The 12,287-nt window shown below is 65.4% G+C and carries 16 protein-coding genes and 1 tRNA gene; 15 read left to right on the plus strand and 2 right to left on the minus strand.

Annotated elements, in window-relative coordinates; genetic code table 11:
* Nucleotides 1-72 precede the first annotated feature (72 nt).
* Both ACO07K_RS14110 and ACO07K_RS14115 read left to right on the plus strand, forming a co-directional pair.
* Nucleotides 73-729 carry an XRE family transcriptional regulator gene (locus ACO07K_RS14110; protein ID WP_422036561.1) on the plus strand — a complete coding sequence of 219 codons (657 nt, stop codon included), beginning with the start codon at nt 73-75 and terminating at the stop codon, nt 727-729.
* A gap of 145 nt (nt 730-874) precedes the next feature.
* Nucleotides 875-1,324, plus strand: a complete 450-nt coding sequence (locus ACO07K_RS14115; RefSeq protein WP_422036562.1) for a thermonuclease family protein — start codon at nt 875-877, stop codon at nt 1,322-1,324.
* A gap of 79 nt (nt 1,325-1,403) precedes the next feature.
* On the opposite strand, the gene ACO07K_RS14120 is transcribed toward ACO07K_RS14115, so the two are convergent.
* On the minus strand, nt 1,404-2,147 hold the full coding sequence (locus ACO07K_RS14120; protein ID WP_422036563.1) for a type VI secretion system-associated protein TagO: 744 nt from the start codon (nt 2,145-2,147) through the stop codon (nt 1,404-1,406).
* Between the two features lie 228 nt (nt 2,148-2,375).
* Between ACO07K_RS14120 and ACO07K_RS14125 the strand changes: the two genes are divergently transcribed.
* The 13 genes from ACO07K_RS14125 (at nt 2,376) to ACO07K_RS14185 (ending at nt 9,519) form a co-directional block, all read left to right on the plus strand.
* Nucleotides 2,376-2,657, plus strand: a complete 282-nt coding sequence (locus ACO07K_RS14125) for a hypothetical protein (RefSeq protein ID WP_422036564.1) — start codon at nt 2,376-2,378, stop codon at nt 2,655-2,657.
* Nucleotides 2,654-2,794 carry a hypothetical protein gene (locus ACO07K_RS14130; protein WP_422036565.1) on the plus strand — a complete coding sequence of 47 codons (141 nt, stop codon included), beginning with the start codon at nt 2,654-2,656 and terminating at the stop codon, nt 2,792-2,794. Before ACO07K_RS14125 ends, ACO07K_RS14130 begins: the two co-directional genes overlap by 4 nt.
* Nucleotides 2,791-3,096, plus strand: coding sequence for a hypothetical protein (locus tag ACO07K_RS14135; RefSeq protein WP_422036566.1), 306 nt, complete (start codon nt 2,791-2,793; stop codon nt 3,094-3,096). Before ACO07K_RS14130 ends, ACO07K_RS14135 begins: the two co-directional genes overlap by 4 nt.
* 12 nt (nt 3,097-3,108) lie before the next feature.
* Entirely contained in the window at nt 3,109-4,884 is a 1,776-nt protein-coding gene (locus ACO07K_RS14140; protein WP_422036567.1) for a ParB/RepB/Spo0J family partition protein, read from the plus strand.
* Nucleotides 4,881-5,183: a hypothetical protein gene (locus ACO07K_RS14145; RefSeq protein WP_422036568.1), complete on the plus strand. Its 303-nt coding sequence runs from the start codon at nt 4,881-4,883 to the stop codon at nt 5,181-5,183. The genes ACO07K_RS14140 and ACO07K_RS14145 overlap by 4 nt, the downstream gene beginning before the upstream one ends.
* Nucleotides 5,180-5,398, plus strand: coding sequence for a hypothetical protein (locus tag ACO07K_RS14150; protein ID WP_422036569.1), 219 nt, complete (start codon nt 5,180-5,182; stop codon nt 5,396-5,398). Before ACO07K_RS14145 ends, ACO07K_RS14150 begins: the two co-directional genes overlap by 4 nt.
* Nucleotides 5,399-5,400: 2 nt before the next feature.
* A complete protein-coding gene (locus ACO07K_RS14155; protein ID WP_422036570.1) occupies nt 5,401-5,748 on the plus strand; it encodes a hypothetical protein in 348 nt (115 codons plus the stop codon).
* On the plus strand, nt 5,745-6,860 hold the full coding sequence (dnaN, locus tag ACO07K_RS14160) for a DNA polymerase III subunit beta (protein WP_422036571.1): 1,116 nt from the start codon (nt 5,745-5,747) through the stop codon (nt 6,858-6,860). Before ACO07K_RS14155 ends, dnaN begins: the two co-directional genes overlap by 4 nt.
* Nucleotides 6,861-6,871: 11 nt before the next feature.
* On the plus strand, nt 6,872-7,114 hold the full coding sequence (locus ACO07K_RS14165; protein WP_422036572.1) for a hypothetical protein: 243 nt from the start codon (nt 6,872-6,874) through the stop codon (nt 7,112-7,114).
* Nucleotides 7,115-7,121: 7 nt separating this feature from the next.
* The gene (locus tag ACO07K_RS14170; RefSeq protein WP_422036573.1) at nt 7,122-7,409 is read left to right on the plus strand and encodes a hypothetical protein; all 288 of its coding nucleotides are present in this window, start codon (nt 7,122-7,124) and stop codon (nt 7,407-7,409) included.
* 157 nt (nt 7,410-7,566) lie between these two features.
* Complete coding sequence (locus ACO07K_RS14175; protein WP_422036574.1) at nt 7,567-8,688, plus strand: tyrosine-type recombinase/integrase; 1,122 nt, start codon at nt 7,567-7,569, stop codon at nt 8,686-8,688.
* A gap of 56 nt (nt 8,689-8,744) precedes the next feature.
* Entirely contained in the window at nt 8,745-9,380 is a 636-nt protein-coding gene (locus ACO07K_RS14180) for a hypothetical protein (RefSeq protein WP_422036575.1), read from the plus strand.
* A gap of 68 nt (nt 9,381-9,448) precedes the next feature.
* Nucleotides 9,449-9,519, plus strand: a tRNA-Glu gene (locus tag ACO07K_RS14185).
* 1,578 nt (nt 9,520-11,097) lie between these two features.
* On the opposite strand, the gene ACO07K_RS14190 is transcribed toward ACO07K_RS14185, so the two are convergent.
* Complete coding sequence (locus ACO07K_RS14190) at nt 11,098-12,075, minus strand: hypothetical protein (RefSeq protein ID WP_422036576.1); 978 nt, start codon at nt 12,073-12,075, stop codon at nt 11,098-11,100.
* Nucleotides 12,076-12,287 lie beyond the last annotated feature (212 nt).

The following is a 12,287-nucleotide window of genomic DNA, read 5'->3' on the forward strand; positions in this document are numbered from 1 at the left end:
GCAGAGACGATACAAATTGTATCGTCTTACGTCAATACACACCGTATCGTCGTAACCGATACAAAGTGTATCATGCGCTCCCAAGGCGAACGACTTGCCTACGCGATCAAGCTGGCCGGCTATGCCCAGCGCTCGGAATTTGCCGAGATCGCAGGCGTGTCGCCGGTCACCTTGCGTCAGCAGATCAACCGGGACTCGATCCCGGTGGAGGCGGCGGCGCTCTATGCCCGCAAGCTGCGTCGCGTCGGCGTCACCACCGACTGGCTACTGTATGAAAAAGGACCTGGCCCTGGACAGGCGCGCAACGTGCTACCCGACATCGCGCCGGACGATGGCCACCACGCCACCGTCCCGATCCGGCACTTTGTAGGCGCCGGCGACGAGGTCCATCTCTTCGACGACGATGAGCGGCTCGGCGATGCCGCGGCCCCGCCTGGTTATGAGAATGGGAGCGCGGTGATCGTTCGCGGAGAGTCGATGATGCCGCACTTCGTACCCGGCGACATGCTGTTCTTCCGGATGCGCGAGGAACCGCCGAAGAAAGACATCCCGAAGCGAGCCGTCATCGTCCAGGTAACCGACGGCCCGCTCTTTCTTAAGCGAATCCTGCCGGGCTCGAAGAAGGGCCTCTTCCATCTGATCAGCGTCAACCCGACCACGCCCGAGATGCTGGATCGCCACATCGACAGCATCGCTCGCATTGGCTGGATCAAGCCGGCCGAAGGCTGAGGACCTTCGGCTTATCGCGGATATGGCTTAGGTCAGTAACGCTAATGCACCGTTCGAAAAGATCCACCCAGCGCAAGCCAATGCCATCGATCAAGCGTCGGCCGAGTCTTCCGCCCGCCGTGCAGTCTAGGTGCGAGCAAAAAAAATGACCTTGCGCCGTGCGGTATTAGTCGCTGCAGCTTGCGTGCTTGCCAATCTGGCGCGAGCCCAGACCATCACCGACGGCGACACCCTTCGCCTCAACGGCACCACGTACCGTCTTTGGGGCATCGACGCGCCAGAGATGAAACAGGACTGCCCGGACGGCTGGCCGGCGGGACGCATGGCCGCAACCCACCTGCAGTCACTGATCGTGGGCCGCAATGTCATCTGCGAGCGCCGCGATACTGATCGCTACGGCAGGACAGTCGCCGTGTGCCGCGCAGGGCGCGAGGATCTCGGCGCCCTCATGGTGCGGGACGGATATGCCTGGGCATTCGTGCGGTACAGCGGCGATTATGTCAGGCAGGAAGAGCGCGCGAAGATCGAAGGGCTGGGCGTCCACAAGCATGGCTGCGTCGAGGCTTGGATCTGGAGGGCGGCGCAGCGGAAGTGACGACGCGCGACCCGTCCATCTCCCTGAGGATCCGACGTAAATCCCGCGGGCCGGACTTCGAGAAATTTCGCCGTCATCGTCACCATTTGCAGGCCTTGCGGAGCGGCTCTATTGCCGTCTCGGTGCCGACAATGTTGAAGGCCATTTCTTTCGGGGCTTCGCGAAAGGGCGTCACGCGCACGAGCAGCGTTTCACGCCCTAGCAGCGATTTGATGAACGGGATGGCACGGTCACCGCTCCACAGCCCTACCGCCTTGCGGTCGGTTGAGCCCGGCCAGGATTGTGAGACCGGCTTCTCCTTGTCCAGCCGGTAGGTGACCGGCACGTTGTCACTGAGGAACCAGTTTGCGCTGATGTAGAGGCTTGTCACGTTCTCCCGGCAACGGATCAGGAGCGACGGACGGGTCATCACTCCATATCCGGCCGGGACTTCGTCGTCGGAATCCAGCACGAGAATGACGGAAGGCGAGCCGTCCATGCGTGACGCACTTTCGAGCTTCTCCCAACCACGAACGACCGGCGTTGGCGGTGGTGGCGGCGAAGGAGGCGCCGCGGCCGCGGAGGCCGGCGGAGCGCCGAGCGCCATCAGACAGGCTTTCATCACGACATAGAGCGTTTGCGACGCGCAGAACTCGATACTCTGCTGCAGCTTGTCGCGGGCAATGACTTCCTGGCTGGCGAATTCGATCAGCTCGGCCACGCACGACTTGAGCTCGTCCGTCGTCTTGGCCGGTTCACAACGCTCCGACAGCTTCTGTATCCGATCGACAGAATCTGCTTTTGCAGTCGACATCAGGGCCGCGCCAAAGAGCGCTGCAATCACTGGTATTATTCGCACTTCCGGTTCTCCCTCCCCCGTCACCGGACCATACCCATAGCGGCGATACAGACTGTATTGACCAAGAACGATACATTTTGTATCGTCTACCTGTCGGCCTCAGTCGGGCCGATCGGCGGCGCGGTCGCCCCGGCCCGTTCTTCCTCCCCTGTTCGTGAGACGGGCTGCCCCCTTCGACCGCGCCGCCGGTTCCTTTCATCCCAGGAGCCGGCCATGCCCGACAGCATTCACCTGCAGAACGACGCCGACGGCGTCAGAACACCGAACGCCGTTCGCCCGGCCGGCCTGCCGATCTTCAGCACCGAACCGCTGACCGAAGCTGAACAGCAGCAGTTGCTCGACCTGCAGTGGCGCTGCCAAAGCGCGGCGCTGCAGATCGATTTGTGCCTGCGGATCGACCGGGTGGATGTGGCGCTCGATACGCTGCAGTCCGTCTCGAGCGACGTCGGCATCCGGGCCACCGAGATCGCTTTGAGGCTGGGGAGCAACCGGTGAAGCGCCGGCCTTGGTCCAATCCGAAGGCGGCGACCTCGATCGCCCAGGCCGGTGAACAGCGTTCGGGCTGGCCCGCACACACCTGGATCGCCCTCGCCGGGATCCTCGGCCTCGCCCTGCTGGTGCTGTCGCTGTGACCCAGCGGCCGCGCCTCACCTTCGCTGGCGGCGACGTCGAGCTGGTGGCGCGCCTGCCCGACGGCCGTGCGCTGGCCGCCTATGTCGACCGCGACGGCAGGCACACGCCGTTCACCGCGACTGGCTGGCCGCACGAGTTTCGCGGCATCGGCTGGCACCTGGCCGAGATCAAGCGGCTCGTCACCGGCCTGCCCCTGCAGGGCGCCCCGCCGATCGCGCCCACCCTCACCCCGCCCCCGGAACCGCGCGCCTCGCAGCCACGCGGCTTCCTGCACGCCCATCACACCGCTGCGGAAGACTGACAGGGATCCCTCATGGCCAACACGTTCAAAGCGCCGCTGCAGAAAGCGGTCGTCAGCTGGCTCGCCGCTCACCCGGACGTCACCGTTGCCGAGCTCGCCCGCCGGGCCGAGATCGACAAGAGCGACCTCAGCAAGATCAACGCCGGGACCAAGCCCTCGCTCAACATGGAGTCGGCGGGCCGCCTCGCGAAGGCGATGGGCACGACCGTCGAAGGCCTGCTGGCCGGCAACGCGACCGCCGTGCCGCCCCCGGCGCCGAACGCCGTTCGGCTCGACAACCAGGCCGTCGCGGTCGGCGTACGTCTCATCCCGCTCGGCGACATCGACCCGTCGCCGGACAATCCGCGCAAGACGTTCGATCCGGAGGCCCTGGCCGAGCTGGCGGCCTCGATCGCCGAGCAGGGGCTGCTGCAGCCGATCGTCGTCCGCCCGGTCGGCGCACGATTCGAGATCGTCGCCGGCGAGCGGCGTTTCCGGGCGCTGACCCAGAACAAGGCCGAAGCCGCGCTCTGTGTCGTGCGCGAGGGCGACGACGACGGCAACACGCGGGCGCTGCGCATCATCGAGAACCTGCAGCGGGCCGACATCAAGCCGCTCGAGGAAGCCGAGGCCTTCTCTCTGCTGAATGCAGTCGATCCGGACAAGTGGAACGCCGCCGCCATCGGGCGCGCCATCGGCAAGTCCGACCGGTTCGTAGCACAGCGCATCGCCGTCGCCCGCAATCTGCACGCCGACTTGAAGGAGAAGCTGGCGAAGGGCGAGCTGAAGCTCGAGGTGGCGCGCGTCATGGCCGCAGCGCCGCAGAAGCTGCAGAAGGCGCTCGTGACCGACCATTGGGCGCTGATGGACGCCGACAACTGCCGCCAAAAGCTGCAGGGCAAGGCGATCCCGATTTCGTCGGCCGCCTTCAAGGTCGAGAAGTACGACGGCGAATTCCTTGAGGAGGGCGACAGGCGCTGGTTCGCCGACAAGGCGAAGTTCACCCGGCTGCAGATCGAAGCCGCCGACGGCAAGGTCGAGAGGCTGAAGAAGGACTATCCCGAAGCCATGCGGCTCACGGTGAGCGAGGCCCAAGCCTATGTCTGGGCCGACAACGGCGAGGCCGTCGTCGTGTACTGGGGGGAGAAGCGCACGGAGGCCAAGTCGAAGAAGCGCGGGCTCGCGGCGGCGGACTGCACGGCGATCGTCTGGCTCGCCGACAACAAGGTCCACACGGCCAAGAACGTCGTGCTGCGGTCGGTATGGCAGGCGAAGGTGGAGAAGGAGAAACCCGGCCAACAGGAAGCCGGCGACGAACCGGCCGCGCCGCGGGAGACCGAGGAGCAGAAGCAGGCGCGGACAGTCAACACGGCGCTCACGGCCGGCCTGGCCGGGCGCCCGGATCTCGCCAAGCGCCTCATGGTCTATGCCTTCCTCGGTCAAAACGTAGCCGACATCGAAATCGACATTGATCCCCGGCCACACTTCGGCGACCAGGCCGAGCTGCTCAACACCTTCGTCGGTGGCGATGGATACTATCTCGACCGTTACGACGTGTCCGCCGGTGCCGAGGACAAGCTCTGGACCGCCTTGCGTGCCATGGACGAGACGGCGATCGACGGGCTGCTGGGCCGCTTCATGTCGGAGACGATCCATCTTTCGACCGGTTGGCACCCCGGTGCCGACGGACTGTGCCGCGCGATCGCCGCGGAGCTCGCTGTCGAGATACCGGCCAACCTGATCCCGGCGCCGCCGGCTGAGCCCGAGGAAGTCCAGGACGACACCTCCGACCAGGCGGAAGCGGCATGAACCTCGACCAGTACATGGCGGCCCAGCGCGGGCCCGAGATCGAGACACCGGTGACGGTGAAGGTCGGCGGCAAGACCGAGGTCGTCTCGCTCAACAGGATCCTCTACGGCCCGCCGCCGCCGGAAACCGAGCGTCGAAAGGTGAAGCGCATGGCCGACCTCATCACGTGCTTCGTCACCTCGAGCGGCGGCATCACGCGCGAGCAACTGCTCGGCAACTTCGATGCCGCCGAGATCGACCAGCACTTCACGGCCGCGAAGAAGCTCGCCGGCCTGCACCGGCTGGGAGGCACGCTGTGACGGTGGACCTTCGCGCCGGCCGGACGGGAGACGGCCGCGCCGTGGAATGGGTGACGCGGTCGACGCCGATATGCGTGCGCGCGCTGCAGATCATGGTTGCGATCGAACCAAGTGATCTCGGCTTCACCGCCGCCGAAGCGGAGGCCTTGACCGCGCAGAGCCCCCTGCCCGCTCGGTCGGGCGAGCCGCTCCTGTTCGCCAGGACGGAGGGCTGACCGTGACCGACTTCTCGGGGCACCTGCAAATCGACGACGCCGATCTGGACGCGCTGCGCTCTGCTCTTCGCCGACACGATCCGGCTGAGGCAGTCCGCATGCTCGAGCGCTGGGCAACCAGCGAGCGCGACTTTGACGATTATACGGTCTGCGAGATCCTCGAGGACGACTGGTTCCCCGTCTCGCACCTCGACCACGAACTGACGGCGTGGGTTCATCGCGAGACGTCGCACCACGTCGCCGGCGGCCGCTTCGAACATGCACTCTGCCTGGTCGAAACCTATCGCCGCCCCTTCAAGGCCGCCGACATGAAGGCGCGCATCACCCTTCCCACCGGAGCCGATCGATGAAGTTCACCATGGAACGCGACGCCGCGCTGCGCGCGCTCACGCTGGCCACGCGCACCATCGAGCGGCGCAACACTGTCCCGATCCTCGGGCACGTCCTCATCACCGCGCACAAGAGCCGCGTCTCGCTGGCCGCCACCAACATGGACCGCTGGATGACGATCGAGATCGGCGGCGCCTCGACCCTCAAGACCGGCACGACGACGGCCGATGCTGCCAACATGCTGGCCTTCGTGCGGGCGACGGCCGCCGGCACACAGATCGAGGTCGAGCTGACCGGGGAGAAGCTGGTGATGCGCGCCGGCCGGGCCCGCGCGACCCTGCTCACCCTGCCCGCGGCCGACTTCCCGGCGATGAAGCCGGAGGAGGTTTCGACCGAGATCCTGGTCGCCGGCGACGCGCTGGCCCGGGCGATCGGCCAGGTGGCGCATGCGCAGTCGGACGAGCAGACGCGCTACTACCTCAACGGCATCTTCATTCATGACCGCGCCGGGAAGCTGGGCCTGGTCGCGACCGACGGGCACCGGCTCGGCCTGGCGATCGTTGAGCCGTCGAAGCCCCTGCCCGAGAACCTGCCGGGCATCATCCTGCCGCGCCAGTCGGTGCCGGAGCTGCTGCGCATCGCCACGGAGGCGAAGCAGGACGAGCTCACGCTCGAGATCTCGGAGACGCGGCTGCAGGTGGCCCATACCGACGTCGAGTTCAGCACCAGGCTGGTCGACGGAACCTTCCCCGATTACGACCGCGTCATCCCGCGCGACAACGAGTGCCGGTTCAACGCCGGCCGGGTCGCCCTCGCCGGCGCCGTGGCACGCTGCGCCACTCTGGCGAGCGACGGCACGAGCGCCGTCCGGATGCAGATCCACAAGGCCAGCGCCGAGCTCAGCCGCAAGGTCGAGGGCGAAGGCGAGATCAGCGACGAGATCGATATACAGGTGAACGGCCAACCGTCCTTCACCGGCTTCAACTGCAGCTACATGACGGCCGCGCTCGACGCCCTCGCCTGCCCGGACGTCGACGTCGAGTTCACCACCGGCGGCCCGATCGTGCTGCGCCGCTCGACCGACCCGAAGGACGGCGAGCTGCAGATCGTCATGGCGATGCGGGTCGTTTGAGGGAGGAAGGCATGAAGATCACGATCGAGAACACCGACCAGATCGTCACGGTCGAGACGCGCGACGGCTGCAAGGTCCCGGCCCGGGTATGGCGCGGCGTCACCGAGGGCGGTGTCGAATGCCAGCTGCTGGTGACCCGGGTCGCCGTCCACAAAGACGCCGACAACTCAGCCTTCGAGCGCGAGCTGCAGGAGCACCCGCCCGCCCGGGCGGATGGCCCGCGCGCCTACGACCTCCGCTACTTCATCGACTGAGGCCGCCATGACGCCTGCCGAAGCGAACGCCGTTCGGTGGAGCCTGCTGGCCGTGGCGACGCTTGCCTTTGCCACATGCCCGGCCGAGGTCGACCGCTGGCGCGAAGACAATGGCCGGTACCTCGAGCGGATTCGCCGGCGCTACCCGCGCCTGCACGCTTTGATCCAGGAGGTGGCCGAGACGGTCTCCGGGCGACGCCGGACATGCGACCTCGAGGACGTCCGGGCGCGCTATCCGCACCTGTACACGCTGATCGAAGAAGCAAAGGGCGCGGCGGCGGGAGGCGCCTCATGAATGACCTTTCCCTCACCCAGGCCGCTGCCAAGCTGGGCTGGTCGCGCAAGTCCTTTGTGCGGAAGCTGGCGCAACACGGGATTCCGACCTACGGTTCGGGTCGCCTGGAGCGCATCACCCCGGCCAACCTCGAGCTGCTGAAGGAGAAGGAGCAGCGATGCCGTACAAGCTCATCCCACCCGGCAAACGCGGGCCGTGCTGGTATGTACGGGGTACCGATAGCAGCGGGGAGTTCGAATATTCAACGCAGCAAAGCGTTCGCCGCCTCGCTGAGAAATGGGTCGAGGAGGTACTCCTCCCCCGGCGCGCGAGTCGTCGCATTCCCGGAGCCGGCGAAGCGGTAGGCTTCGCCACGGCTGCGCGGCTCTACATCGCCGCCAAGCCGCACCTTTCGAAACAGGACATCCGCAAGGTCCAGGCCGTCGCGGCCGAGATCGGCGAGGTCGACTGCCGCACCCTCACCCATGCCCACCTCGTCGCCGCGGCGGAGCAGCTGAAGCCGGGCCGCAAGCCGGCGACCAAGAATCGGTTCGTGATCGGACCGGCCGCCGCGGTGCTGCACTACGCGGCCGAGAACAAGTGGTGCGACGACCAGCGCATCAAGAAGTTCGAGGTCAGCCGGAAGTCGAACCGACAGCCGGCGACGCCGCAGACCATGGCCCTGCTGCTACGCCACCTCGAGGACCCGCCCGAGCACATCGCGCCACAATGGAAGGTGCAGGGCCTGGGCGACGTCCACCTGCCCTACAAGAAGCTCCTGCTGGCCATTCTGTTCGAGACCGGCCTGCGCCTCGGCCACGCGCTCAGCATCGAATGGGAGCGGATCGGCTTGGCCGAGGGCCGCATCGGCGTCGACATCCCGAAGAGCGACGAGCTCGCCCTGGTGCCGATCAGCCCGGTCACCGTCACCATGCTCGCCAACCTTCCGGAGGAGGAGAAAACGGGCCGGCTGTTCCCTTGGCTCACCAGCTCGGGCGTCTACCCCTGGCTCAACCGGGCCAAGAAGCGCGCCGGCGTTCACTACACCCCTCACCTGAGCCGCCACGCCCTGGCGACGGCCGCCCAGGACATTCCCGACAAGAAGGCGGCCGAGCTGGGCGTCTGGAAGGATCCGCGCAGCCTGCACCGCTATCAGGCCGTCAAACCCGAGGCGATTCCGGGCAGGCATATCGGGACGATCCTGGACATGGCCGATCAGCAGGATAGTCAAGCCGACAAAACAGGCAGCCAAGGAGTTTCCACCGCATCGCTGGGCAGGCGACACTCTAGGACCAAGTAGCCAACGGAATGTTCCAGACACGCCACGCGAGGGTGATTCGCTAGGAGTAAATACCGATGGATCTCGAAAAATGGTCCGCAGTTGCTGGCATAGGTGGCCTCGCCTTGGCGGCCACGGTCTACGTTTTTCGAGACATCATTGCGCGCGACATCTTCAAGCCGTTAGGACAGAGGCAAGGCTATCAACTTCTCCGCCTAATCGTCTTATGCATTTTCGTGCTCGGCCTGGCGGGTGTCGCCGGTTACATCTGGATTACATCTCTTAACTCTGCAAAGGCGGCGACCAAGGAAGCTGCAGTAGGAACGTTAACCGAGGCGCTGGCTCGTCTTTCCGGAATCGGCGACTACAAAGACAGGTACGTATTGCCGGAACTAAAGGATGTCTGCGACGACTTAAGCAGCAGTGGCAAATGGGACACTTGGCGCGCCGACCTTCAAGCGACCTGGAACGCAGTGCAGCAGGCGAAGATTGCCATTTCTGAATACAATGCTCGCGCACGTGATCCGATTGGTTTGCAGCAGATCAGCTCTCTCCTTACCAACAAGGGGCAACAGATCTCGGACTACCTCTCCACGGGCAAGAAACCGGCGACTGTCCCTGAATGTCGCCAGCTCGAAAGTTTCCATCGTGACTGGAACGAGAGACTTCGTCTTGCGGTGGCGAACGCACGAAATGAATTGCAAACACGGTGAGGCCAGGTCCCTTATGCAGCGTTCCCGGACACTCGGCCGGGGCGACGACGGGGAGAGACTGTTAATTGAGCGCCGTTGTTGAAGCGAACACAGCCCTCTCAAGGCTAAAACACGGGTTCGAATCCCGTAGGGAGCGCCAGCCTTAACCCCTGAAAAAGGACTTCTCGCGGTTCTTGGCTGGCCAATCGCCTGTGGGTAGATGCCGGGAAACGGCACCAAAAAGCGCGAGAATGGGGGAAGATTGGGGGACACGTTCCGCTATCGTTCGCCATGGCCCGCGCGGCCGCAGCCCAACAGCCACCAGCTCCGCCTGAGAGGCCTGCCTCACTTCGCCCGCTTGCGCCTCAACGAGCCATTTCCGCCAGACCGATAAGACCGAGTGGCGGGCAATGGCCGATCACATCGCCAGGCCGCCGGGCTGGCACTCTGTTGCCGACACGCACGATCACGGAGGCTGCTAGTTGATCCACTGGGCAAGGCCACGGCGGAGGAGGCCGAGGCCATGCAACGGTGGATCGCCGAGTCCGACATCGAGACGCGGCCGGTGCCAAGCGCGGACATCGTCCCCAGCATGGGTACAGGCGCGGTCGATCTTGCCCGAGGGGCGCGGTGCGTCCCCAATCCAGGTCGTTGGTGTGGAGACTTTATTCAGAATCAAGTGCAGGCAGGCACAGGCAGCCGGGTTTCCAGGCGGCCTCAGCGGAATCAAACTACTTCAGCTGCTTGAACTCTTTTGGCACCAAAGCCTCGGGCACGGTACATCTCGGTTTCAAGTGTGAAATGTTCTTGTGATCATGCATGGGAGCAAAGCCTACAACCGCGAACGCCCCACCAAACTCGTCGTGGACATAGCGACCTGCGTTTTGCTGAACCCACTCGGCTTTCTGCCTCGCTTGCTCTTCCGTTTCTGCCGTCTCAACGACTCTCCCATCTATTAGAATAACAAAGCTCATTTCACCCTCGGTTAGACACCCTCACCAGGATGCAACCATAATGCCAATACAATCTCCGGTTTACCATCCACATAAAGGAAGTTGAATGCGTCAAAGGTGCAGCTTGGGAATCCGGACGGACCGGCGGAGCCTGCACCGGTAACGGCACGTCAAGCCGGAGGCGATTCGGGCGGAACTCACGAATCATCTTTGAAGTGGCCGCTCCGCCGGATGAGCCAGCGATCGGGACCGAGCGCCCGTAGGAAGCCACGAAACGACGACGAGCAAGGAACGAAAGGACGATTCGCGGAGGGCGCGCTAGGCGCGAACACCGGGGTTTCGTGAATCACAGTGTGCCCGGAGCGATACCGGCATCCCCTGCTACCGCCGCAGAACCGAACCCAGCAGTATTTTGATCAGCTGTTTGAAGAACATCCGTCCGCCGATCCGGCCAATGCGCCGGGCGATGGGACCGATGGGATTTGGCGCTCTTGCCGCGGATGGGCGAGGCTGCTGCCCCGGCATCTGAGAGGCAAGAACCCGCTGAGGATCGGCGTTGCCACGCCTCTTCCGCTCCGCCCTGCGCTCCTGGCGCTTACGGAGCCTCTCGGCGCTGATTTCTTCAGTATCTCGAGGCTGATCCGTCATCGCGCGATCCCATTTCTGCGCCACCGAGGGCCATCCGTGCCCGAACCTTCCACGTCACGAGCAGCGAAGATCCAGCCAAACGAAAGCGCCGGCGAGGTGACTCCCCGCCGGCGCTCTTCGTTTACAGGTCTTTGACGCTACCAGAACCGCGTCGAACCCAGGAAGCTCACGGCCGTACGTTCATCGCGATGACGAGCGCCCACGCCGGCACCGGCACAGGCGGCCGCACAGCCGATGGCGAGGGTGGCGGCCGCGAGGAAGGCCGCGATGATGGCCGTCTTGCGCGCGGCGTCCGCGGCGTCGCGAGCCTTCTGCTCCGCAGCCTTCAGGTCGGCATAGGTCTCGTCGACCCGCTTCTCGGCATCGGCCTGCGACATGCCCGTCTGTTCGGCCACGACGCGCGCCAGGTAGGTGCGGTCGCGGACGTCGAGCTGCGGCGTCGTCAGGCTGGCGGCGAGAGCACGGGCGATCGGCGCCTCGCGATCGGCGCGCGTACGCCGGGCCTGCATCGCCGGCGCCTGGGCACCGCCCGCGGGAGCGGCCGTGGCTGCCGCATCAGCAGGTGCACCTGCCGGGCCCGGTGCCAGCAGACGATCGATCGCGTAGTCGGTCGGCCTCAGCGAGAGCTGACCCATCGCCGGATTGGAGGCCGCCCCAGCCGTGCCGGCCGCCGCGATGGCGGTCGTGGCCTTGCCGGCGGCAGAGACGACGGCACCGACGCCGGAAGCCGCCAGCGCGGCACCGAGCAGCACGCCGATCGACCAGACGCCGAAGCCGTGGGCGCCGTCGCGAAAGTAGCTCTCGGTCTCGTCGGTGGTGCGCCAGGGCGAACGCATGCGGCCGGCGATGTAGCCGCCCGCGGCAAAGCTCGCGACCATCACGAGAGCGAGATAGACCGCGGCGAGAATGGCGGCGCCCTTCGCCGAGATGCCGGCATAGGGATAGGGCGACACGACGCTGAGCCCGAGTGCCGAGCCGAAAGCCAGCAGCACGACGGACATGGCAGCAGCGCCCAGGGCGCCGAGGATCACCGGCCCCCAGTCGAGATAGCGGAACGGAACGGTCTCGACCGGAACGGCGGCGCTGGGGATGGTGGTGGTTGTGGCGGTTGCCATGATCGCGTCCTACCGCAGACCGAGGAAGGACAGGACGAACATGACGACGACGACGAGTCCGACCAGATAGATGATGCCATTCATTGCAATTCTCCTCAGTTGAGGAGGGGAACGCCACTTTCCCGCCCGAGTTCCGCCGGGATTTGCAGATCGATCACGCTCGTCCGTTCGATCAAATCTCGCGGGCCGGGCGCCACTCCGGCTGACCATGT

The sequence above is a fragment of the Reyranella sp. genome, from assembly GCF_965228225.1.
Classification (GTDB): domain Bacteria; phylum Pseudomonadota; class Alphaproteobacteria; order Reyranellales; family Reyranellaceae; genus Reyranella.